This is a genomic window from Vibrio sp. STUT-A16, from assembly GCF_026000495.1.
GTDB classification, from domain to species: domain Bacteria; phylum Pseudomonadota; class Gammaproteobacteria; order Enterobacterales; family Vibrionaceae; genus Vibrio; species Vibrio diabolicus.
On the sequence record NZ_AP026765.1, the window covers coordinates 1,165,016 to 1,189,154 of the forward strand.

Annotated in this window: 21 protein-coding genes; 14 read left to right on the plus strand and 7 right to left on the minus strand. The window is 43.6% G+C overall.

Features of this window, described 5'->3' with window-relative positions; genetic code table 11:
• Positions 1 to 63: 63 nt before the first annotated feature.
• Complete coding sequence (nhaB, locus tag OO778_RS05580) at positions 64 to 1,650, minus strand: Na(+)/H(+) antiporter NhaB (protein ID WP_005396952.1); 1,587 nt, start codon at positions 1,648 to 1,650, stop codon at positions 64 to 66.
• Between the two features lie 639 nt (positions 1,651 to 2,289).
• Between nhaB and fadR the strand changes: the two genes are divergently transcribed.
• Positions 2,290 to 3,129 (plus strand): fatty acid metabolism transcriptional regulator FadR, encoded by an 840-nt coding sequence (fadR, locus tag OO778_RS05585; RefSeq protein ID WP_005396954.1) that lies wholly within the window; start codon positions 2,290 to 2,292, stop codon positions 3,127 to 3,129.
• 120 nt (positions 3,130 to 3,249) lie between these two features.
• On the opposite strand, the gene OO778_RS05590 is transcribed toward fadR, so the two are convergent.
• A complete protein-coding gene (locus OO778_RS05590) occupies positions 3,250 to 4,059 on the minus strand; it encodes a hypothetical protein (protein WP_047010052.1) in 810 nt (269 codons plus the stop codon).
• A gap of 313 nt (positions 4,060 to 4,372) precedes the next feature.
• On the opposite strand from OO778_RS05590, the gene OO778_RS05595 reads away from it, so the two are divergent.
• From OO778_RS05595 to OO778_RS05610, 4 genes are all read left to right on the plus strand, one after another.
• On the plus strand, positions 4,373 to 4,765 hold the full coding sequence (locus tag OO778_RS05595) for a hypothetical protein (protein WP_256899548.1): 393 nt from the start codon (positions 4,373 to 4,375) through the stop codon (positions 4,763 to 4,765).
• A 377-nt stretch (positions 4,766 to 5,142) separates the two neighbouring features.
• The gene (locus tag OO778_RS05600) at positions 5,143 to 5,448 is read left to right on the plus strand and encodes a hypothetical protein (protein WP_226977475.1); all 306 of its coding nucleotides are present in this window, start codon (positions 5,143 to 5,145) and stop codon (positions 5,446 to 5,448) included.
• A 10-nt stretch (positions 5,449 to 5,458) separates the two neighbouring features.
• Complete coding sequence (locus tag OO778_RS05605) at positions 5,459 to 5,812, plus strand: hypothetical protein (protein ID WP_074191586.1); 354 nt, start codon at positions 5,459 to 5,461, stop codon at positions 5,810 to 5,812.
• Positions 5,813 to 5,880: 68 nt separating this feature from the next.
• Complete coding sequence (locus OO778_RS05610; protein WP_074191585.1) at positions 5,881 to 6,228, plus strand: hypothetical protein; 348 nt, start codon at positions 5,881 to 5,883, stop codon at positions 6,226 to 6,228.
• 67 nt (positions 6,229 to 6,295) lie between these two features.
• Here the strand turns inward: OO778_RS05610 and metG are convergent, their stop codons facing one another.
• Positions 6,296 to 8,371 carry a methionine--tRNA ligase gene (gene metG, locus OO778_RS05615; protein WP_074191584.1) on the minus strand — a complete coding sequence of 692 codons (2,076 nt, stop codon included), beginning with the start codon at positions 8,369 to 8,371 and terminating at the stop codon, positions 6,296 to 6,298.
• Positions 8,372 to 8,533: 162 nt separating this feature from the next.
• Between metG and apbC the strand changes: the two genes are divergently transcribed.
• The 3 genes from apbC (at position 8,534) to OO778_RS05630 (ending at position 12,708) form a co-directional block, all read left to right on the plus strand.
• On the plus strand, positions 8,534 to 9,610 hold the full coding sequence (gene apbC, locus OO778_RS05620; RefSeq protein WP_074191583.1) for an iron-sulfur cluster carrier protein ApbC: 1,077 nt from the start codon (positions 8,534 to 8,536) through the stop codon (positions 9,608 to 9,610).
• Positions 9,611 to 9,790: 180 nt separating this feature from the next.
• Entirely contained in the window at positions 9,791 to 10,432 is a 642-nt protein-coding gene (gene udk / locus OO778_RS05625) for a uridine kinase (RefSeq protein ID WP_005396962.1), read from the plus strand.
• Between the two features lie 188 nt (positions 10,433 to 10,620).
• Positions 10,621 to 12,708: an AsmA family protein gene (locus tag OO778_RS05630; protein ID WP_074191582.1), complete on the plus strand. Its 2,088-nt coding sequence runs from the start codon at positions 10,621 to 10,623 to the stop codon at positions 12,706 to 12,708.
• 62 nt (positions 12,709 to 12,770) lie between these two features.
• Here the strand turns inward: OO778_RS05630 and cobO are convergent, their stop codons facing one another.
• Entirely contained in the window at positions 12,771 to 13,376 is a 606-nt protein-coding gene (cobO, locus tag OO778_RS05635; RefSeq protein ID WP_005396966.1) for a cob(I)yrinic acid a,c-diamide adenosyltransferase, read from the minus strand.
• A gap of 117 nt (positions 13,377 to 13,493) precedes the next feature.
• Here cobO and OO778_RS05640 point away from each other — a divergent pair, with 117 nt between their 5' ends.
• Positions 13,494 to 13,943, plus strand: coding sequence for a low molecular weight protein-tyrosine-phosphatase (locus tag OO778_RS05640; protein WP_074191581.1), 450 nt, complete (start codon positions 13,494 to 13,496; stop codon positions 13,941 to 13,943).
• Between the two features lie 59 nt (positions 13,944 to 14,002).
• Here the strand turns inward: OO778_RS05640 and OO778_RS05645 are convergent, their stop codons facing one another.
• Entirely contained in the window at positions 14,003 to 15,562 is a 1,560-nt protein-coding gene (locus OO778_RS05645) for a SulP family inorganic anion transporter (protein ID WP_005380840.1), read from the minus strand.
• A gap of 332 nt (positions 15,563 to 15,894) precedes the next feature.
• A complete protein-coding gene (rne, locus tag OO778_RS05650; protein ID WP_074191580.1) occupies positions 15,895 to 18,978 on the minus strand; it encodes a ribonuclease E in 3,084 nt (1,027 codons plus the stop codon).
• 638 nt (positions 18,979 to 19,616) lie between these two features.
• Between rne and rluC the strand changes: the two genes are divergently transcribed.
• Positions 19,617 to 20,561, plus strand: a complete 945-nt coding sequence (gene rluC / locus OO778_RS05655) for a 23S rRNA pseudouridine(955/2504/2580) synthase RluC (protein WP_005396975.1) — start codon at positions 19,617 to 19,619, stop codon at positions 20,559 to 20,561.
• A gap of 59 nt (positions 20,562 to 20,620) precedes the next feature.
• Here the strand turns inward: rluC and OO778_RS05660 are convergent, their stop codons facing one another.
• Positions 20,621 to 21,202: a nucleoside triphosphate pyrophosphatase gene (locus OO778_RS05660; protein WP_005396976.1), complete on the minus strand. Its 582-nt coding sequence runs from the start codon at positions 21,200 to 21,202 to the stop codon at positions 20,621 to 20,623.
• A 149-nt stretch (positions 21,203 to 21,351) separates the two neighbouring features.
• Here OO778_RS05660 and yceD point away from each other — a divergent pair, with 149 nt between their 5' ends.
• The 4 genes from yceD to OO778_RS05680 are packed head-to-tail and all read left to right on the plus strand — an operon-like array spanning position 21,352 to position 24,098.
• The gene (gene yceD / locus OO778_RS05665; RefSeq protein ID WP_005396977.1) at positions 21,352 to 21,876 is read left to right on the plus strand and encodes a 23S rRNA accumulation protein YceD; all 525 of its coding nucleotides are present in this window, start codon (positions 21,352 to 21,354) and stop codon (positions 21,874 to 21,876) included.
• Between the two features lie 59 nt (positions 21,877 to 21,935).
• Positions 21,936 to 22,106: a 50S ribosomal protein L32 gene (gene rpmF, locus OO778_RS05670; protein ID WP_005396978.1), complete on the plus strand. Its 171-nt coding sequence runs from the start codon at positions 21,936 to 21,938 to the stop codon at positions 22,104 to 22,106.
• A gap of 10 nt (positions 22,107 to 22,116) precedes the next feature.
• On the plus strand, positions 22,117 to 23,142 hold the full coding sequence (gene plsX / locus OO778_RS05675) for a phosphate acyltransferase PlsX (RefSeq protein ID WP_012841590.1): 1,026 nt from the start codon (positions 22,117 to 22,119) through the stop codon (positions 23,140 to 23,142).
• A 5-nt stretch (positions 23,143 to 23,147) separates the two neighbouring features.
• Positions 23,148 to 24,098, plus strand: a complete 951-nt coding sequence (locus OO778_RS05680; RefSeq protein WP_005396980.1) for a beta-ketoacyl-ACP synthase III — start codon at positions 23,148 to 23,150, stop codon at positions 24,096 to 24,098.
• Positions 24,099 to 24,139 lie beyond the last annotated feature (41 nt).

The following is a 24,139-nucleotide window of genomic DNA, read 5'->3' on the forward strand; positions in this document are numbered from 1 at the left end:
TAGAAAAAGCTCTGAATACTCAGAGCTTTTTAACGTGGATAAGTTTCCTAATCAACTCAAATTTTAGTGACCGCCGGAGACTACGGGAGTCAGATCACCACTATGAGGTAAAATCCAGCCTGCATCGTAGAAAGAAGCAGTTGCAGGCTCTAGGAAGAACATAATGCCCATTAGCCCGACAATCGCAAGAACGATGGTGTAAGGCAGCGCCATGATAACCATTCGACCGTAAGACAGACGAATTAATGGAGCGAGAGCCGAGGTGAGTAGGAATAGGAATGCCGCTTGACCGTTTGGCGTAGCAACAGATGGTAGGTTAGTACCAGTGTTGATAGCAACTGCCAGTAAGTCGAACTGCTCGCGAGTAATGAGACCCTCAATGAGTGCTGTTTTTACTTCATTGATGTAAACCGTACCGACGAATACGTTATCCGACACCATTGATAGTAAGCCATTCGCGACATAGAACAAAGCTAACTGAGTGCCTTTATCTTCAACGGCAAGCACCGCGTCGATAACTGGTTTAAACAACTCTTGGTCGATGATTACCGCAACGATCGAGAAAAATACCGCAAGTAGTGCAGTGAAAGGCAGAGCCTCTTCAAACGCTTTACCCATGGAATGCTCTTCAATGACGCCAGTGAAAGCCGTCGCTAAGATGATCACTGAAAGACCAATTAAGCCTACCGCTGCCAAATGCAAGGCTAATGCCACGATCAACCAAACAGCAATAAGCCCTTGAACCCATAGCTTTGCAACGTCTTGATTGGTACGCGTTTTGCGCTCTTCATTGTCAAAGTCAACGAGGATTTGACGAACGTTGTTAGGAAGTTTTGCACCGTAGCCAAACACTTTAAGCTTTTCGACTAGAGCACAAGTGATGAGACCGCAGAAAAATACGGGTAGCGTCACTGGAGACATACGGATTAGGAATTCACCAAATAACCAACCCGCTTGGTCTGCAATAATTAAGTTCTGAGGTTCACCCACCATAGTGGTTACGCCACCTAACGCAGTACCTACACCAGCGTGCATCAACAATGAGCGTAAAAAGGCGCGGTAATTTTCTAAGTCATCACGCGTTAGCTCAGTGATCGTGTCATCTTGTGTGTGGTCATGGTCACCAATCGGGTTACCTGACGCCACTTTGTGGTAGATAGAGTAGAAACCGATCGCCACACTGATAACAACGGCGATAACCGTCAAAGCATCCAAAAACGCAGATAAAAATGCAGCGGCAAAGCAAAACGCAAGTGATAGAAGGGTTTTGGAGCGAATACCAAGTAAAATTTTGGTAAAAATGAACAGCAATAAATGCTTCATGAAGTAGATGCCCGCAACCATAAATACCAGAAGCAGTAATACTTCAATATTTGCCACCAACTCGTGCTTAACTTGCGCAGGGCTAGTCATGCCGATAGCGATGGCTTCAATAGCAAGTAAACCACCAGGTTGTAATGGGTAGCATTTTAATGCCATTGCAAGCGTGAAAATAAATTCAGCAACCAGCAACCACCCAGCAACAAATGGGTTTATTAGGAAGAATACAATCGGGTTAATTATTAAGAAGGCTATAATGGCAACTTTGTACCAATCAGGCGCTTTACCAAGAAAGTTCTTGATAAAAGCGTTTCCGAGCGATATCGGCATGATAATTCTCTTTATAACAAAATTATGAATAGACACTACAATAGTGCTTAAGTATCTGTTTGTTAGACTTATTAACTAGTCTTTTAAAACAATAACTTAGTAAAACAACAATCCTTTGTTTATTGCAGTCTTGCCAAGTTACTTCCCCTGAACTCAAGCACCGCTCACTTTCGACCGCAAACTCTACACTCAGGCATTTATTAGTCAATAACAAAACGTGATGCTACCGACTAAAATGACTTTTTAAATGTAATAACGCGATCAAAACGGCGTTACTATATCATGAAAGGCTCAAAAAAATCCTCTTGGATTTTAAATGACGGTCAGTGACGAGAAAAGGCAAATTAAGAAAGAATATTAACTGTGATATACAAAGTAATTTTTCATATTTTGAATATAAAATTGTGACGCAGTAGTCTTTATTTCTCCGCAATTTGTGAGCTGTTTAATTAAACGAAAATTCAGATTTTACCGCTTTCACTCGCACGTCAGACCGTCCTAGATTGACATAACATATAGAGTATTAACTCTATATTGTGGAATCGTTTCAATTATTGATCGTAAATTTTCTCAAACCGTTAAGTAGTGGTATGATGAGTAGTATCGACCCTCAGAAATCAATATTGGATAAAAAGTAGAATGGTCATAAAGGCGAAAAGCCCTGCGGGATTCGCAGAAAAATATATTATCGAGAGCATTTGGAACGGCCGTTTTCCTCCTGGCTCTATTTTACCTGCTGAACGCGAGCTGTCTGAGCTAATTGGTGTTACTCGAACGACTTTACGAGAGGTTCTTCAACGACTAGCCCGTGATGGTTGGTTAACAATCCAACACGGTAAACCAACGAAGGTAAACCAATTTATGGAGACCTCTGGTCTGCATATTTTGGATACGTTGATGACGTTGGACGTAGATAACGCAACAAACATTGTAGAAGATTTGCTTGCAGCACGTACCAACATCAGCCCTATCTTTATGCGTTATGCATTTAAAGCAAATAAAGAGAACTCTGAGCGCACGATCAAGAATGTAATTGAATCTTGTGAAGCTTTAATGAATGCTGCTTCTTGGGACGATTTCATCGCTTCTTCACCTTATGCTGAGAAAGTCTTACAGAACGTGAAAGAAGACAACGAGAAAGATGAAGCGAAGCGTCAAGAAATCTTGATTGCTAAAACGTTCAACTTTTACGACTACATGTTGTTCCAACGCCTAGCATTCCATTCAGGGAATCAGATTTACGGTTTGATTTTTAATGGCTTGAAGAAGCTCTATGATCGCGTTGGTAGCTATTATTTCTCAAACCCAGCTTCTCGTGAGCTAGCGCTGAAGTTTTACCATCAGTTGCTAGAAACTTGTGAAAGTGGTCAGCGTGAACAACTGCCAGTTGTGATTCGTCACTATGGTATGGAAAGCGCGCTAATCTGGAACGAGATGAAAAAGCAATTACCAACGAACTTCACAGAAGATGACAGCTAAGCGCTGAGAAGTTAGATGAATGAAAAACCGCAGAACCTAAGGTCTGCGGTTTTTTGTTTTTACCCATAAATACCAGTTACGTTCCTGTTGTGACAATTGGCACGGTACTGTATAGAGAGCTTATCCTGCTAGCGAGAGTCTGGGTAACGGTAGATATAATGACTCTACGACATCTGAAAGGACGTGGTCGTAAGTATTGAAGATGGTCAACGATAAGTCTGATGTGACTCCATAAAGCTCAGCTTCTGTTAAATCGACATGACTTCCTGTCACATAGTTATTTAATGTCTGTATTGAGCGTGTGGAAGCAGGAGAAACGATACTAAGCGGAGCGATAACTGCTAATTGATTTAGCTTACGTGTCATAACCGATGCGTAATTTTTGAAACGCTCATTCCCCCCTTGCTCTCCCAAGTCTTGAATGCTAATTCTCAATTGAGTCAGGGTTTCTAAGCTATCCATGATGTTTTGCCAGTTCATGTGGTACTCATTATGTAGATCATCTCGTTGTTCTACCGCTAACCAAGCAATCGTGACTTCATCCATCAAGAACAAGCAATGACGAATTAACTTACCATGCTCCATCTGGTTCCTTGCAACACTGTGATCGTTCCATTGTTCAAGCAGTTTTCCTACTTTGATCTGCAGCACGCGATACATGGGTTTATTTTCAAAGCGTGAGGTTTCGACCAAAAGATGCAGTTTGTTGGTGAGATCGTTATGAAGGACTTCTAATTCTTGTTCGTTATTTTGTTGAAATTGAAGTGAGTAGTGTGTCGCAGCTCGATGGCGTCTCAGCAGATGAACAACATCTCGCAATAATGTTAACAGCTGATATTTACGCGCGTGTTGCTGCTCTCGTTTAGAAGATAAGTGATATATTCCGGCTAAAATAGCGATAGATAATAATGTGGAAATCAAAACAAACATAACCAACTCCTTGTTAGTGTTTGGACCTAGCAAGGAAGGTTTGCAGTTTTGATGCCAAACAAAAATTAAATTAAAACAACTGGTTATGTTAAATGTTCTTTTGGGGCGGTCGTTATTGGTGCATGGATTCACCAAATTTGTGAATATGGTTGATTATTCGGTGTCGATGCTTGGTGTACGCGTTATTCTTTGTGAGTTACATATTGCTTACTTTTTGTAGTCTGATTCAAGTCACAATGTTTAGAAATTAAAATACTCGGACACTTCATATGATATAAGTCGTCTATTTTGTTGATTGTTCGAGGTAATTAATTTGTCTAATAAATTCGACCTATGCTTCAGTACTCACTCAAAGATAACGCTCCCTATCGATACAAATGATGAGGATAGGTACCTTCAGTATCGTAAGGACAACCCACATATATTTGGTAGTTTTATTCCCGCAGGTACTCCTTTCATACTGAACGAAGGCTCTGTGATCAACATAGCTAAGTTGCGTAGCGAGAGACCTGATATAGCTTGTGCTCTTGATACTGTAAAAAGTTGGTCACAAGAAACCAAAAGAAATGTAGCCAATCTAACAAGTGAGTTTGGCGATGAAAACTTACAAGCGGTAGCCCTCCTCTATGAAAAAGAGATTAAGCCTTTTTTAGATGCTACTAATCATACGATGGGGGGGAGAAAATCGATGAGTATACTGCAGTAGGTGCTGCCGCTACGGCGGTTAATGAAAAGTAAGTCAGATTGAGTAATTTCGGGAAAGCTTTGCTCAAATATCAAAACGCCTTACTAGATGTACGGACAGCGTCACGAAGTGGTGCGCAGAAAAAGGAGCTTGTGAAGCTTGGATATAGAGTTAAAGAAGCTCATAGTTCTTTGAATGCAAAATTTACAAAAGAGCTTGCCCATTATGCAGGGTGAATTAAAAGTAGCCGCGGTAACATTTGGAGCAACCCGAATAGGGCTGTCAATATCGCGCGAAGCGGTAGGGATATAACTTAGTTACATTTAACATCTATAGCTAACATCCGCTCAATTCGAGTTCTTGAACAAAGCTCTAGTATTGTAGGTAAAAAGATCATCATGATTGATGCTGGTGTTCGCTTTAACAATGTTCGAAATGCCAAGAATAACGGAGAAAATTGGAAAAAAAGAGCGGCAATGGAAGTTGCTGGGTTTGGTGCGAGCAACGCTGCTGGCGTTTGGACCACATCCAAAGTGATTGCATCTGGAATGGGAATCGCTTTAGCTGCTGGCCCATTTGGAGTAGTAGTATTAATAGGTGTTGGTTTAGGGGCTGGTTATGCGGCTGCAAAAATGGGTGATTGGTTTGGGCAAGGTTTAGCAGAAAAAACCTATGAAACTAGCTCTAAAGTAAATTGGTTTTAAAGGAGTAATTGTGTTTTGTTTCGATCTTATAGTGATGATTGTTGGTTGGACATGGTTACTGAGCACATTGGTTTTTATTCGTGTATCAGCAAAGCGGATTGAGACAAAAATATTGCAGGATGGTCATGATCCAATTGGCTGGGACAGAAATGGGTGGGGTTTTAGGTTTCCCATGTACGCCTCAGTGTTGATGCGAGGTAAACCTGCGAAAGTATCGCTGGTAGAAGACAAACTTATTCTAAAGTACGCGACAGTCTTTGACCGAGTGCTTGCGTATATTGTCACAATAAGCTTCGTGATGGCACTTGCTTTGGGAGCAGTTATGGGGTTGGGGCCTGAAGAGTACAGAGTGAAAACCAGTTAAGCACAGGGCTCTGTAGAACGGTGAATATAAGCCTAGTTGAAAAGCCAAATCCTGATAAAGGGAGCAACGTGTCTTATTTTGATATTGCAAATATGATTATCGGATGTACTTGGTTAGTTAGTACTTTGCTTTTCATTCGTGTATCGGTAAAGCGGATTGAGAAAAAAATGTTGCGGGATGGTCATGACCCTATTGGTTGGGACAGAAATGGGTGGGGTTTTAGATTTCCCATGTACGCATCAGTATTGATGCGAGGAAAGCCAGTCAAATTATCACTTGTGGATGACCAACTAATACTAAAATACGCAACAACGTTTGATAGAATACTTGCGTATGTTGTAAGCATCAGTTTTGTACTTTTCCTTGTGTGTGGCGCGACCATTACTTGGGGACCGGAAGAGTATAGGTTGCATTAAGTAATTTTATCTTGTTGTAAAAAAGGCTTAACTGAAATAGTTAAGCCTTTCTATTATGCGAAGAGCATTACATTACACGCATCCCTGGTTGAGCGCCTTCGTGCGGCTCAAGAATCCATAAGTCGCTACCACCAGGGCCCGCTGCTAGGATCATGCCTTCTGACATACCAAACTTCATCTTACGAGGTTTTAGGTTTGCTACCATTACCGTTAGTTTGCCTTCTAACTCTTCAGGTTTGTACGCTGACTTGATGCCAGAGAACACTTGACGAGTTTCACCACCGATGTCCAGTTGGAACTTAAGCAGTTTGTTTGCTTTTGGCACTTCTTCACAAGAGATGATACGAGCGATACGCATATCTACTGCTGCAAAAGCGTCGAACTCAATCTCTTCAGCGATTGGCTCTTTGTCTAGCTCAGTTTCGCTAGCCTTGTTCTTTTCCGCTTCTGCTTTCTCTTTCGCCGCCATTTCTGCCGCCGCATCTTCTTTAGATGCTTCGATCATCGCTTCAACATTCTTCGGATCGATACGGTTGAACAGTGCTTTGAACTTAGTGATCTCGTGGCCTGTTAGTGGCGCAGCGATGTTTTCCCAAGTCAGCTCTTGGTTTAGGAATGCTTCAGTACGTGCAGCTAGAGCAGGCATTACTGGTTTCAGGTAAGTCATCAGTACACGGAACAGGTTTATACCAACAGAACAGATGTCTTGTAGATCCTGATCTTTGCCTTCTTCTTTTGCTACAACCCACGGTGCTTTTTCATCAACGTATTGGTTAGCTTTGTCTGCCAGTGCAGTGATTTCACGGATTGCACGACCAAATTCACGTGTTTCGTAAAGCTCAGCGATACGGTCAGCCGCAGCAACAAATTCGTTGTAAAGCTCAGGCTCTGCAAAGTTGTCAGACAGTTTGCCTTCAAAACGTTTCGCGATGAAGCCTGCATTACGCGATGCGAGGTTAACGATCTTGTTAACAACATCAGCGTTTACGCGCTGAGTGAAGTCTTCAAGGTTAAGATCTAGATCGTCGATACGGCTGTTTAGCTTCGCCGCGTAGTAGTAACGTAGACATTCTGGATCTAGGTGCTCTAGGTAAGTGCTTGCTTTTACGAAAGTACCTTTAGACTTCGACATTTTCGCGCCGTTTACCGTTACGTAGCCATGTACGAATACGTTGTTTGGTTTACGGAAGCCGGAACCTTCTAGCATTGCTGGCCAGAATAGGCTGTGGAAGTAAACGATGTCTTTACCGATGAAGTGGTACAGTTCTGCTGAGCTGTCTTTCTTCCAGTACTCGTCGAAATCTAGGTCGTCGCGCTTGTCACATAGGTTTTTGAAAGAGCCCATGTAGCCGATAGGTGCGTCTAGCCATACGTAGAAGAATTTGTTCTTCTCTCCTGGGATTTCGAAGCCAAAGTATGGCGCATCACGTGAGATATCCCATTGCTGCAAACCAGATTCGAACCATTCTTGCATTTTGTTCGCTGTTTCAGCTTGTAGCGAGCCAGAGCGAGTCCACTCTTTTAGCATGCTTTCAAACTGAGGCAGGTCGAAGAAGAAGTGCTCAGAATCTTTCATTACTGGCGTCGCACCAGAAACCGCAGATTTAGGATTGATCAGTTCTGTTGGGCTGTAAGTCTCGCCACAGTTGTCACAGTTGTCACCGTACTGGTCTTCTGACTTACATTTTGGACACGTACCTTTTACGAAACGGTCCGGTAAGAACATCTCTTTTTCTGGGTCGAACAGCTGAGAGATAGTGCGGCTAGAGATAAAGCCGTTTTTCTTCAGCTCAAGATAAATGTGTGACGCTAGCTCACGGTTCTCATCTGAGTGTGTGCTGTGGTAGTTATCAAAGCTGATATCAAAGCCAGCAAAGTCTTTCTGGTGCTCTTCGCTAACTGCGGCAATCATTTCTTCAGGAGTAATACCCATCTGTTGCGCTTTAAGCATGATTGGCGTGCCATGAGCATCGTCAGCACAGATGAAGTTTACAGTGTTGCCGCGTAGGCGTTGGTAACGAACCCAAATGTCCGCTTGGATATGCTCAAGCATATGACCAAGGTGGATCGAACCGTTAGCGTACGGAAGGGCACAAGTTACCAGCATTTTCCTTGACGGAAAGTTTCTTGGATCGTTTGCCATACTTAATATTCGCTTTTCTTGATAGGTATAAATAAATTTTGATGGATAATACTACCCCATGAACTCACTAACTCCAAGGTGTCAAACTGCGGAATGCCTTAGTTTTTTTGGGGTTCTGGTTGAGGCAGGACGGTGTTAGCATGACATCTAAAAGGAGGACTTATGCATCAGTTCACTTCAAAACAAGATTTTTGTCACTGGTTTAACCAATTCCAGCATCCACAGTTGGTGGAAAATTGGGCAGATATTCATGGCGCAATTTCGATTACGGCACAAGGTTCTGTTGAGATAACGTTGCCATTCGCAAGTAATGAGCTTCAAATTATATTGCATGACTGGATTAAACAGCAACAAACCGCAGGTAAAGTGGCTGAATTCCCATTCAATATTCGCCTTGGAGTTAAAGCATTAGAAACTCAAGTGGCCAATCCGGTTAAAGGTGTTAAGAACATCATTGCCGTTAGTTCTGCGAAAGGTGGGGTCGGTAAATCAACGACTGCGGTTAACTTAGCGTTGGCGATTGCTCAATCTGGGGCGAAAGTGGGATTGTTGGATGCGGATATCTACGGACCTTCCGTCCCTATGATGTTAGGGCAAGAAGATGCAAAACCAGAAGTTCGTGATGGTAAGTGGATGGAGCCCATTTTCGCTCACGGCATCTATACTCACTCTATCGGCTATTTAGTGGACAAATCAGAAGCGGCAATATGGCGCGGTCCAATGGCTTCAAAAGCGTTGTCGCAGTTATTAACGGAAACAGACTGGCCCGATTTAGATTATTTGGTGATTGATATGCCGCCAGGCACGGGTGATATACAGTTGACGTTGTCACAACAGATTCCGGTGACAGGTAGTGTGTTAGTCACTACACCGCAAGACTTGGCGCTTGCCGATGCAAGAAAGGGAGCGGCAATGTTTAACAAAGTCCATGTCCCAGTTATTGGTGTTGTGGAAAACATGAGTTATCACATTTGTAGCCAATGTGGCGCGAAAGAGCATATTTTTGGCATGGGTGGTGCAGAAAAAATGTCGCAAGAGTTTGGCTTAGCACTGCTAGGACAAATTCCGCTTCATATCTCTATGCGAGAAGATATTGACGCTGGCGTGCCAACAGTAGCAAGGCGCCCAGAAAGTGAGCATGCAGGGTATTACAAGCAGCTTGCCGATCGTGTATGTAGCACGATGTTTTGGCAAGGCAAAGCAAAACCAGATGCGATTAGCTTTACAATGGTGAACTAAGTTTACTATGCCTGTTGGTTGATAATTGCACATTTTAACGTTTGCTCGGAGGTTAATCCTCTGAGCAGGCAGAAACTTATGACTAAACCCTAATTCCAGCTAGTAACTATGGGGTGAACTCCCTATAATCAGGCAGTTTATCTTTTTATGTGACTAGAAATCATCATCGGGTGCAAACTAATGTCTGATAATAATCAATGCGTCATCGTAGGTATTGCTGGCGCTTCTGCTTCTGGAAAAAGTCTGATCGCGAGCACTATTTATAATGAGCTTCGCGCGAAAGTAGGCGATCATCAAATCGGTGTCATCACGGAAGATTGCTACTACAACGACCAAAGCCACCTAAGCATGGAAGAGCGAGTAAAGACGAACTACGATCACCCGAGTGCGTTGGACCACGACCTACTGTGTGAGCACCTTGAAAAATTGGTACGTGGTGAAGCAGTAGAAGTACCTGAGTACAGCTACACTGAACACACAAGAACAAGTAACACGACCACAATGACGCCTAAAAAGGTGATCATTCTAGAAGGTATCCTTCTTCTTACTGACCCTCGTCTTCGTGATTTGATGCACGCGACAGTATTTATGGATACACCGTTAGATATTTGCTTGCTTCGTCGTGTTAAGCGTGACGTGGAAGAACGAGGCCGAACTATGGAATCTGTTCTCAAGCAGTATCAACAAACAGTACGTCCGATGTTCATGCAGTTTATCGAACCTTCTAAGCAATATGCGGACATTATTGTTCCTCGCGGTGGTAAAAACCGTATCGCAATCGATGTATTAAAAGCTCACATTGCAAGACTTTTGAAAGCTTAAGCCTTTAGACGGCTATATCGCTTTATTTTTAAGAGAAGAAGTGGCACCTTAAGTGCCACTTCTTTTTTTGTTTTTAAATTAGTCAGTTGCAGGTTAAAACCAGACATTTTTCACGCTTTTGTGGAACTGTCAGCGGTAAATGGAGTCTGCGCTTATAATTGTAAAAACACTCGAGCAAGGAAAAACAAATGAAGAAACTGCTCTTAATTCTAGCAATACCGATTGTGGTCATTTTGGTCGCAATTTTAGCGTTAACCATCTTCGTCAATCCTAACCAGTTTAAGCCCCTTATTGTTGAGCAAGCGCAAAAGCAAACCGGTTTAGAACTAGTGATTGAAGGAGATATCAGTTGGCAATTTTTCCCATCGATCGGCTTTGAGTTGGGACATACAGAATTGCGAAACCCACAAGGCTTTAGTAAACCCAATTTATTCAAAGTTGATACCGTTGGTGTAGATATCTCTGTCATGCCACTTTTTAGTCAACAGCTTGAAATTGGAAACGTCACGCTTGATGGGGCTGAGTTCTATATCGAAACCAAGAAAGATGGCAGCAAGAATATTGATGCATTGACGAAAGCCCAAACACAACAAGCAGAGCAAGCGAGCGATACTGCGCCTACGCAAAATGGTGAAACGCAGCCTTCTGGCTCTGATTGGAGCATTAATCTTGCTGGTGTTACGGTTTCTAATGGCTCATTAGAAATGCAGGATAAGCAAGCCGGTAGTTACACCAAACTTTATGATATCTCATTAAACCTTTCCGAATTCGCTTTTGACAACTGGACAACGGCTGATTTTGGCGTGAAGGGCGAAATGAATGACCAAAAGTTCACAGCGAAAGGTCAGGCCGACTTTAAGCTAGAAAAAGGTTTGGCAAACTACGCGCTAAAGAACATCAACTTTGATGCGACATACTCTGACCCTGCCAATAAGATTGAATCGGCAACGATCGGTTTAGATACTTTTGAATTCGATAAAGTAAATAACCTGACTTATGCCATGAAAGGCGACGCTGGTGGTATGAAGTTAGATATGCAGGGTGCTGGTCAACTTAGCGTGGACAAGGCTATCAGCAAAGTGCAGTTGGATAAGTTAACTCTTAAATCGACTTGTGAGGGGGATGCTTTACCTCAGTCACCGATGAAAGTCGACATGGTGTCTGATCTGTCTTTCGACCTAACGAAAAACCACCTGAGTTTTGTCCTAGAGAAGTTAACAGCGAATGCTATCGCCTTAGATGGTAAGGCAGATGTGACACTTGGCGATATTCCTAAAGTACGATTTGCTCTCCACAGCCCAAATATCGATCTTGATGAATTCTTAGGATTAGATCAGCAAGATTCCGAAGGTAATAAGCCTGCTTCTGGTGGCGAGAGTGCTCCAGCTGGGTCTGAGGTTGAGCCTGATTTGTCTGCGTTGAAAACGTTAGATGTAAAGGGTGACATTACCATCGACAAATTCAAAGCGGCAAATGCGAAGATGGAAGCGGTAAAAACGAGCTTCACTGTAAATCGTGGCGTATTTGAGCTTACTTCATTTAGTTCGAAGCTGTACCAAGGCACAATCTCAGCGACAGCGAAGTTAGATGCACGCAAGTCACCAGCGACTTACAGTGTGAAAAAGTCAATCAAAGGCGTGAAAGTTCAACCGTTACTTATTGATGTCGCTGATAACGACAAGCTTGAAGGGACGGGTAACATTGATGTGAATGTTACCGGTAAGAGTCTAACGCCTACCGGTATCAAGAAGAATCTTTCTGGTACGGTTGTTATCAATTTTGCTGACGGTGCGGTAAATGGCATCAACGTTGCTCAATTGATTCGTGAAAACTACGCGAAATTTAAAGGGCAAAAAGTCGAAGGCACCAATGAAGTTAAGAAAACAGATTTTAGTGCGATGACGGCGACATTGAAGCTCAATAAAGGTGTCGTATCAACGGATAATATGCAAGCTCAGTCTCCTTTGCTACGTGTTCGTGGTAAAGGCACCGCAAACTACATCAATGAAACTGTTAACTTTACTATCAGCACATCAGTCGTAGGTAGCCTAGAAGGCCAAGGCGGCAAAGATATAGATGAGTTGAAAGACATTACTATTCCGATCAATGTGTCTGGTAAGTGGGCGGATCCTAAATTCAAGCTCATATTTGATGATGTTCTGAAGCAGAAAGCTCAGAAAGAAATCGATCGTGGCGTAGAGAAGCTAACGGACAAGATCAAAGACGAAAAAACCAAAGAAGCAGTCGATGGTTTGATAAAGAATCTATTCAATTAGATTCGAGCCAAAGCAAAAAGGGTTGGCATTAGCCAACCCTTTTTTAATTCTGCTGGTGAGCTTTACCAGTCGACACCTTTCAGCGCTTTGACGCCTGACTCAAATGCATGCTTTACATTCTTCACTTCAGAAACGGTATCAGCCATTTCAATCAGAGTGCGATGAGCGCCACGACCAGTAATGACAACCGACTGCATTTTAGGGCGGTTGTTCAGCGCTTCAACGACCTCGTCTAAATCAATGTAGCCGTAGCTCACCATGTACGTCAGCTCGTCAAAAAGAACCACATCGATAGATTCATCTTTGAGCATGCGCTTACATTCTTGCCATACGCCTTGCGCTGCTTCGGTATCAGCGGCTTTGTTTTGAGTTTCCCATGTAAAGCCGGTCGCCATTACTTGGAATTCAACGCCGAGTTTCTCAAGTAGGTTGCGCTCACCATTATCCCAAGTACCTTTAATAAACTGCGCGACAGCACAATTCAAACCATGACCTACTGCGCGTGCTATCGTACCGAACCCTGATGTCGATTTACCTTTACCATTTCCGGTAATGATCAGTAGCAGACCTTTTTCCTCTTGAGCAGCAGCAATTTTTGCGTCTACCTGTTCTTTGACTTTTTGTTGGCGAGCCTTATGGCGTGCTTCTTTATTTTCTTCGATAGACATAATACTTCCTCAATTCCTTTTCGTGCTGTGCCCAAGCTAATTTGGGTTCATTGATTTATCTCGCTATGATAGACCAACATATCGTGAAGAAAAACCACCGATAATTCAGGGAATAAAATGAAGAAAATACTTGTTGTTTGTATGGGAAACATTTGTCGGTCACCAACCGGAGAAGCAGTGTTAAGAGCGAAAGCTCAAGAGTTGGGTATTGCCGTGGAGGTTGATTCGGCAGGTACGATTGGCTACCACGCAGGAAACCCACCGGATTCAAGGGCAATGGCCGCAGGAAAGCTGAGAGGTTATTCTTTTAAAGGAATGCAAGCGCGCCAAGTCACCATTGATGACTTTGAAAAGTTTGACCTTATATTAGCCGCGGATAAAGCAAATTTGGCCGATTTATTGGATATTTGTCCGTTGAAGTATCGACACAAAGTATCGTTATTTTTAAGTCATTCTGGGTCAGGTTACGACGAAGTCCCTGATCCATATTATGGTGTAGAAGATGGCTTTGAACTGGTGCTTGATTTAATCGAAGAGGCATCAGATGCGATTTTGAAGAAGCTATAATCGCCGGGCTTGAAGACAATAGAAAAAGGGATGAGCTCAGCTCATCCCTTTTATTCGTGTTAACCCGCTAGAATGTCGGTTGCGACTTTGTAGCTTGGGTCTTCCTTCACGTTAATTTCAACCAAGCTGCCAGCTTTGTCCAAAAGTTTACGACAATCTGGGCTTAGGTGACGAAGGTGCAGCGTTTTACCTTGAGCATTGTAACGCTCTGCTAGTGTTTCAATCGCTTCAATTGCAGAGTGATCAGTCACGCGAGAGTCTGCAAAATCGACAATCACATCTTTTGGATCTTCAGGCGCGTTAAACAACTCCAAGAAGTTAGCGGCAGAACCAAAGAAAATAGGACCGTGAATCTTGTACTCTTTTGAACCTTCCTCGTTTAAGCATGTGTCGGCATAGATGTGCTTAGCGTGTTGCCATGCAAACATTAATGCAGAAACAATAACACCAACCGCTACGGCAACGGCTAGGTCAGTAAGAACAGTAACAACGGTCACAAGAACAATAACGAAGAAGTCTTGTTTCGGTACGCGACGCGCTAGTTTAAATGTTGCCCATTCGAATGTACCAATGACAACCATGAACATCACACCAACCAGAGCAGCGAGTGGGATCATTTCAATTAACGAAGAAGCGAATAAGATAAACATCAATAGAGCGATAGCCGCAACGATACCAGATAGACGACCGCGACCACCTGAGTTTACGTTGATCATCGACTGACCAATCATTGCACAACCACCCATAGCACCAAACACAGAACAAGTCATGTTTGCCATACCTTGACCGATACATTCGCGGTTAGATTGACCACGAGTGTTCGTCATCTCATCTAAAACTGTCAGCGTTAGCAGAGATTCAATTAGACCAATGGCCGCTAGAATGATCGCGTATGGAAGAATGATTTGTAGAGTTTCTAGCGTAAATGGCACCGCCGGAATAGAGAAGGTCGGCAGTGAACCTGCGAGTGTTGCCGCTTCATCACCAGACATTGTACGCAGGAAGTCAACAACAGTGCGAGTTTCCAGATCCAAACCAACCACTAAAGCAGTCACCGTTACGATTGCAACAAGTGAAGAGGGTACAGCCGTTGTGATTTTTGGTAGAAAGTGAATGATTGCCATAGTTAGCGCAACCAAACCAAGCATTAGCAGCATTTGGTCTTGTGGTAGCCAAGTAAGCATGCCGTTGATATCTGGCGCTTTAAACTGACCCAACTGAGCTAGGAAGATAACAATAGCCAGACCGTTCACAAAACCAATCATCACAGGGTGAGGCACGATACGGATGAACTTACCCAATTTAAACATACCAGCGGCAATTTGAAGTATACCAGCGAGCATGATGGCTGCGAATAGGTATTGGACACCGTGAGTCGCGACAAGCGAAACCATTACGACTGCCATGGCACCTGTTGCACCAGAGATCATGCCGGGACGACCACCGAAAATGGAAGTAATAAGACCAACGATGAATGCAGCGTAAAGACCGACCATCGGATCTACGCCTGCGACGAACGCAAATGCGACAGCTTCAGGAACCAATGCTAGCGCAACGGTTAAGCCTGATAGCACATCATTTTTTACGGAGTGCTTAGAAAATTGGGGAAATTCGAACATGTTTGTTTTTAAGTTCTCTTTGCAATGAGTTAAACCCGACACATATTCGTATTTGCACAAGCCACTGAGTGGTTGATTTCTAATCAAACATTGCAGTGTAAACCGTAGTATTAAAAGAGCAGCATCAGAATGGTGTCGAAAACTTGAGTCGGCGCATGCTACCGAAAAGTGTGATTAAGTTCAAGAATGATACGAATAATGGCGTACAAATGTGATCACGAATTGGTATTTATATGAACAATTTATTGGGCAAATATGAAGATAAAAAAGGCTACCAGATGGTAGCCTTTAATTTATTTATGCCGTTAAGCAGTTGAACGTAATGATTTAGCCTAGTTAAAGTTAGGCTTTGTCATCTCTGCCGATGCGCGGTTTTTTGCCACTTGGCTACCCGCACCTTTAGCTTGGTAACGTTCGGTTTTGAACGGTGCTGCTGCAACAGTGATTTCGCGTAGCTCTTGAGGGCCAGGTGCTTTCGTCATCGGTGCGCTAGCGTTTAGCTTAGCTGCAACTTTAATGGCTTCGACTTTAGGCTCTGGTTTAGCTACTGGCGCTTCGGCTGCAACCTCTTTTGCCGCTTCAACCACTGGCTCTTCAGCAGGTACTGTTTCTACAACATCTTCGGTCGAATCAGCTTGTTCAGTTGTAGGTGCTTCAACGATTGGCTCTACAGAGGCTGTTTCTACTACTGCCGATTCAGCTTTTTCTGCGATTACTGCTTCCACAACAGGTGCTTCTACTACTGGAGCTTCCACTTTCGCTTCAACTGTTTCTTGAACCTTTGATTCAACAACTGGCGCTTCTGTTACAACAGGTTGCTCGCGGCGAATAATCACTTTACCCATAGCCATCTCTGGACAAGCAAAACCACCTTGCATTGTAGGTACTGCTGCTACTGTTTCTTCCTTAACTTGCTCTTCTTTCTTAGGTGCTGGTTTCGGAATGTAGTGTGGCATTACTTTACCCATAGCCATCTCAGGAGAAGCTACACCACCTTTACGCAGGCGGAACGGGTTAGGACGGCGATCGCGACCACGGCGACGGCGCTGGCCACTTGCACGCAGGTGACGTGGCGAACGACGGTTACGACGTTGCTTAGACTCTGCTTGCTTGTTGTCTTGTTGTGCTTCTACCGCTGCTTCTGTTGGCTTCTCAACTTTGGTTTCAACCGTTTCTTGAGTCTTAACCGCCGTTTCTTCTGCTTTCTTCTCAACCGCTTCTTGGTCTTTAACGCGTACAGACTTGTTCAGTTTGCGACGTTGGCGACGCTCCTTCACTTTTTCTGCTTTCGCGTTTTGTTGCTTTGGTTTGCTCTCTTCTGGTTTTGTTTCAGTTCGAGCTTCCGCCGCTAGCTGCAGGCCTTTTTCCGCTACTTTTGCATTTGCTTTTTGCTCTTGGGCTTTGTCTGCTTGTTGAGCTTTAGGCTTACGCTTTTGGTTGCGGTTTTGCTGTTTATTGGTTTGTTGTTGAGCTTCGTTTTGCTCATTCGCTTGCTCATCACGAGGCTTACGACGACGTCGGTTATCACGGTTATCACGATTGTCGCGGTTCTCACGATTATCGCGTTGGTTGTTATTTCGACGACGATCATTGCGATCACGTTTGTTACGTCGATTATCGCGATTTGGCTTTTTCTCTTCCTGAGGTTTCGGTTCTTCTTTTACTTCTTCAGAACCGCCGAATAGGAAACTACCAAGTGCTTTAAACAAACGGCTGAACAGTCCAGGTTTTTCTTCTTGTTCAACTTTCTGTTCTTTCTTCTTCGCCTCAGGGGCAGGTTTAGCTGCTGGTGCAGGTGCCGTTTGAGAAGGAGCCGCAAAGCCTTTAAGAACAGGTTCTTCGATTCGTTTAGGTTTTACGTCAACTTCCGCTGGCTCTTTACCTTCCGCTTCTTTCATTGCTTCCAGTTTTTTAGGAAGTAGATAAGAAATCAGATCGAACTCTTCACCTTCACGAACACGGATAACTTCGAAGTGCGGCGTTTCCATGTCAGAGTTTGGAACAACCGTAATCTTCACTTCTTGAATGCGTTCGATATGGTTAACTGAACGACGTTTTTCGTTCAACAAGTAAGAAGCGATTGGCACAGGTACAACTGCGAGAACTTGCGCTGTATTGTCTTTCAGTGCTTCCTCTTCGATTAAACGAAGCACAGAAAGTGCTAGAGATTCGTTGTCGCGAACGACTCCAGTACCGCTACAGCGAGGACAGATGTGGTGGCTTGCTTCTGCTAGAGAAGGGCTTAAACGTTGACGTGACATCTCCAACAAACCAAAGCGAGAAATACGACCGATTTGTACACGAGCGCGATCAAGACGAACGGCTTCACGTAGACGGTTTTCTACTTCTCGTTGGTGGCGAACAGGTGTCATATCGATAAAGTCGATAACCACTAAGCCACCCAAGTCACGTAGACGTAACTGGCGAGCAATTTCGTCGGCTGCTTCTAGGTTCGTGTTTAGAGCTGTTTCTTCAATATCGCCGCCCTTGGTTGCACGAGCAGAGTTGATATCGATAGACGTTAGTGCTTCGGTTGGGTCAATAACAATAGAACCACCAGATGGCAGACGCACTTCACGTTGGAAAGCTGATTCAATTTGGCTTTCGATTTGGTAGTGGCTGAATAGTGGAACTTCGCCTTCATATTTCTTAACGCGGTTAAGGAAATCAGGGCGCACCAATTGAATGTGCTCTTTTGCACGTTCGTAGATGGTGTTGCTGTCAATTAAGATTTCGCCAATATCACGACGTAAATAGTCACGGATTGCACGAACGATAACGTTACTTTCTTGGTGGATTAAGAATGGAGCAGGGTTAGAGTCCGCTGCACCTTTGATTGCACCCCAGTGGTTAAGTAGTACATTCAAATCCCACTCAAGTTCTTCAGCACTCTTGCCAACGCCAGCAGTACGTACGATTAGGCCCATGCCCTGAGGCAGTTCCAAAGTACTTAATGCGGCCTTTAGTTGAGTACGCTCGTCACCTTCGATTCGGCGAGAAATACCGCCAGCACGAGGGTTGTTAGGCATAAGAACAAGGTAACTACCAGCAAGAGAAATGAAAGTAGTAAGAGCTGCGCCCTTGCTTCCACGTTCTTCTTTTTCCACTTGAACGATAACTTCTTGGCCTTCCGTTAGCACTTCTTTAATGCTTGGACGACCTTGGTAGGTGTAACCTTCAGGGAAATATTCGCGGGCAATTTCTTTGAGAGGGAGGAAACCGTGACGCTCGGCGCCGTAATCAACAAATGCGGCTTCTAAGCTTGGTTCGATACGTGTGATACGTCCTTTGTAGATATTCGCTTTTTTAGATTCATGACCTGGACTCTCGATATCAAGATCGAAAAGTCGCTGGCCATCAACCAGAGCGACACGCAACTCTTCTTTTTGAGTTGCGTTAATTAACATTCTTTTCATTGAAAATTCTCGTTGTCTTTTCTTTTATATCTTTCTTGTCGACTTGCCACTGTTTTTCGCTCTTTCACGGTGCCTGATCCCATGGCTTGTATTTTGCAGCCTCCCGGCTGGAAGGGGATGCTCTCGGGCACTTCAGTCATCACAAGCCTCTTGTGGTTTCTGTTGGAAACGTAGACTTGTGACCCGCTATTTGGGCGGTAGGTACTCAACGTGAATATGCGAGGAGTAGGGTGGCAAGAGTGTTGAATTCGATGTGTCTCACGCCAATGCTGCACTCGACCTTCAACGATCTACTCACATTGCTTGAGGATAAATGATTGGTAATGAATAAAATGTAACCAAACCTTCCTTAGCAGCTGTGAACTATAGCAGTGCGCGTGGCTATCAGCAATCTGCTTTCACGCAAACGATAGAAAATTTGCCGCTAAACTCAAAATTTCTAATTTATAACTGGCTGTTTCATAAGCAATTGAGATGTGTAAACTGATCAAGACAGAAAACAAATTGAGAACTCGATTGAGAGTTTTAATAATTTAAACAAAAGCTTGGCGAAATTTAGACCAGTTTGTACTATCAAGTGTTTCTTTTACGACAAGAATAATGTGAAGTCGCGCGAAATTGAGTTTACAATACCGCCCATGAGCGAAATAAGAACAAAAGTCCAGTTCGTCGACATTGACGAAGATATGGCGGGTCAGCGCATTGATAATTTTTTGCGCAACCAATTAAAAGACATCCCTAAAAGCATGATTTACCGAATCGTGCGTAAGGGCGAAGTACGTGTAAATAAAAAGCGTATAAAAGCAGAGTACAAGTTAAAAGCAGGCGATCTCGTTCGTATTCCACCGGTGACTGTCGAGAAAAAAGATGACGATGTCGCGCCAAGTACGAAACTAAACAAAGTCGCAGAGTTGGAAGATATGATCATCTTCGAAGATGATCATATGTTGATTCTAAACAAACCATCTGGTACCGCTGTGCATGGTGGCAGTGGCTTAAAGTTTGGCGCGATTGAAGCGCTTAGAGCTCTGCGTCCTCAAGCTCGCTTTCTTGAACTTGTGCATCGTATTGACCGTGATACTTCAGGTATCTTGCTGGTTGCTAAGAAGCGTTCTGCACTTCGTCACTTGCAAGCCCAGTTTCGTGAAAAGACAGTGAAGAAGTTTTACTTAGCTCTTGTCATGGGACAATGGAAAAGCAGTTGTAAGGTTGTGAACGCGCCACTGCTTAAAAACGAAGTGAACAGTATTGTTCGTGTTAACCCTAACGGTAAGCCGTCTGAAACGCGTTTTAAGATTTTGGAAAAGTTTGAACAAGCAACATTGATTCAAGCGAGTCCGATTACTGGTCGAACTCACCAAATCCGAGTTCATACACAATATACGGGCCACCCAATCGCTTGGGATGATCGCTACGGTGACCGCCGCTTTGATGCTTACACAGGTCAAGTTGGTTTAGATCGTTTGTTCCTACACGCGGCAAACATCAAGTTCCAACACCCATCAAATGATGAGTGGATGGAAATCAACGCACCGATGGAACCGAAGCTAGAAAAAGTGTTGGCGGGTTTAAGAAACGCGTAACCATGTTTTCCTCGCGGATGCAAGAAGGGAGCCTGTGGCTCCCTTATATCATATTTTGATCAAAGGACATCGAGTCCTTGAACATGCAACATATCAATCAAATCAATCAATGGTAGTCCGACAAGTGTGTTCGGGTCTTTCCCCACTAATTTGTTAAACAAACAAATTCCCATTCCTTCGCTTTTAAAGCTGCCTGCGCAGTAAAAAGGTTCTTCCCTGTCGACGTAGCGCTCGATTTGTTCAAGCGTCAAATCTCTAAAGTGTACTTCGAAAGAATCAAAGCCGACTTCTGTATGGTTTGTGACGGTGTTATGTACCGCAAGACCAGTATAGAAAGTGATGACTTTTCCACTTTGAGACAAAAGTTGATTTATTGCGTTGTCTCTATTTAAAGGTTTGCCAACGATTTCACCATTAATGACACAAACCTGGTCACTGCCGATAACTAAACTTGCTTTATCCGTCTGGCAAGATGTTGCTTTCTCTTGGGCCAATCTTTGCACCAGTTCAAGAGGCGTTTCCTGGTCAAACGGTGTTTCATCGCAATCAGGTGATAAACAAATGAACGGTAGTGAAAGCTTTTCAAGCAGTTGTTTACGAAAAGGGGAGGTTGAAGCTAAAACCAGTTGGTAATTTTTCATTTTGAATTACAATTCGTGGGAGCATTTCCGATAGGATAATCGATCAAAAATGATTCTGGCTAATGCTCTGTATGTTAAGCGTAAAAAAGTACAACTTTTTTGCCTTTTTCTTTGACTAATTTTGATTTGGAAGATAATATTCGCGCCCTATGCAAAAGGTAAAAATACCGCGAACGGTTGACCCAGCGAAAGCTGCACAGAAACGATTAGATTACGATGGAATCATCCAAGCTAGTCTTTTCAAGCGCTTAGCGGAAACAACTGAAGGCGTAAAACGCGACGCAGAAGTCTCATTGTCATTTGGGATGGATGAACAGCGACTCGTTGTTATCTCTGGTAAAGCTAACATCGAAGTCGATTTAGAGTGTCAGCGTTGTAATGAGGTATTCGCACATGAGTGCGAAGTTGAATTCCTTTCTACTCCTTACTACGGTGAGAAAACGGAACAGGAAGCACCAGAAATTTATGATTTGGTAGATCTAAATGAATATGGTGAATTAGACCTTATACAACTGGTTGAAGACGAGTTCATCTTAGCATTACCTCAAATTGCGATGCACGATGAAGCGGATTGTAGCGTTGATTCAAATAACATGGTTTTTGGTGAGATTCCTGAAGAAATTGAGGAAGAAAAACCGAATCCATTCGACGTTTTGAAAAGTCTGAAAAAGTAATAGGTGTGGTAACCGATTCTTCTTCAGGTTTTTAACCCAATAGTATAGGAGTAGGGTCAATGGCCGTACAGAAAAACCGTAAAACTCGTTCTAAGCGCGGTATGCGTCGTTCACACGATGCGCTAACTACAGCTGCTCTATCTGTAGACGCGACTTCTGGTGAAACTCACCTACGCCACAACGTAACTGCTGAAGGTTACTACCGTGGTCAAAAGGTTATCAACAAGTAAGGTTGAACCTTTGCAAAGTATTACCGTTGCACTTGATGCAATGGGCGGGGATTTCGGTCCACGCGTAACAGTGCCTGCCGCCGTGCAGGCACTGTCTCATTTCCCAGAGCTAAAAGTGATTCTTATAGGTGATCAATCTCTGATCACGTCTCAATTATCTCAACTCGGTACCTCGACCAGTTCCCGCTTGACTATTCTTCATAGTGAGAAAGTTATCTCGAACTCAGAAAAACCTTCATTGGCACTACGTAATAGCCAAAATAGTTCCATGCGTATGGCTATCGATTTGGTTTCTGAGCAGAAGGCGGATGCTTGTGTTAGTGGTGGCAACACCGGTGCATTAATGGCACTATCGCGTTTCATTCTTAAGTTACTTCCTGGTATTGAACGTCCTGCTTTAGTTTCAGCTTTACCGACGATTACTGGAAAGCGTACTTGGATGCTAGATCTAGGTGCGAATGTATCGTGCGATGCTGATAGTTTGTTCCAATTTGCTGTAATGGGCAGTGCACTAGCAGAAGAACACTTAGGTTGTCCTCCTCGCGTTGCTGTACTCAATATTGGCGCAGAAGAGATTAAAGGTAACGATTTAGTCAAACGTTGCGCAGAAATGCTTTCTCAGACCGACGCGATTAACTTTGTTGGTTATATTGAAGGTAATCAAATTTTGCATGATGTTGCAGACGTCATTGTATGTGATGGGTTTGTCGGCAACGTATGCTTAAAAGCCAGTGAGGGAACAGCTCAACTTTTTATCGAAAAAATTAAAACCAGTATGATGGCGTCAACGATAAAGGGTTGGATTGCTAGAAAGTTGTTTTCTCGGCTATTTAATGAACTAAAAACACTGAACCCCGACCAGTATAACGGCGCAAGTTTGCTAGGATTGCGCGGCATTGTCATAAAAAGCCATGGAAGTGCGGATGTATCTGCGATTGTCAATGCACTTGGCGAGGCAGTACACGAGGTCAAACGACAAGTACCAAGCCGTATTAGCGATCGTTTGGAAGCGGTTTTACTCGAGAGGCATTATTAGTCTTCATGTATAGCAAAATTTTAGGTACTGGCAGCTACCTGCCATCTCAGGTGCGTACAAACGCAGATCTAGAGAAAATGGTAGATACAAGTGATGAGTGGATCGTTGCTCGCACGGGTATTAAAGAGCGTCGAATTGCTGCAGAAAATGAGACTGTAGCGGACATGGCATTCTACGCAGCTGAAAACGCTATCGATATGGCGGGTATTGATAAAAACGATATCGACCTGATTATCGTAGCCACAACGAGCAGTAGCCATACTTTCCCTTCATCTGCGTGTCAGGTGCAGGCAAAGCTTGGCATTAAAGGTTGTCCAGCTTTTGACTTAGCCGCTGCTTGTTCTGGTTTTGTGTACGCATTATCTGTTGCAGACCAACATATTAAATCGGGTATGTGTAAAAACGTACTTGTTATTGGTTCAGATGCTTTGTCTAAAACGTGTGATCCGACAGACCGTTCAACCATTATCCTATTTGGTGATGGTGCTGGAGCCGTTGTCGTTGGCGCTAGCCAAGAGCCAGGTATTATTTCTACCCACATATACTCGGATGGTCAATTCGGTGAGCTACTAAGCCTACCTGTACCTGAGCGTGGTCAAGATGCTGACAAATGGCTTCATATGGCAGGTAACGAAGTATTCAAAGTCGCTGTCACTCAGTTATCGAAACTAGTAAAAGATACGCTTGAAGCCAACAACATGCATAAGTCTGAACTAGACTGGCTAGTACCGCATCAAGCGAACTATCGAATTATTTCGGCAACAGCGAAAAAGCTTTCAATGTCTTTGGACCAAGTCGTGGTGACACTAGACCGACACGGGAATACTTCTGCGGCGACAGTACCGTCTGCGCTGGATGAAGCTGTGCGCGATGGTCGCATTAAACGCGGGCAGACTTTATTGCTAGAGGCGTTTGGTGGCGGTTTCACTTGGGGCTCTGCTCTGGTGAAGTTTTAAGTTTCACGAGAATTCAAAATTTAAGGTGCACTTGGTGCATC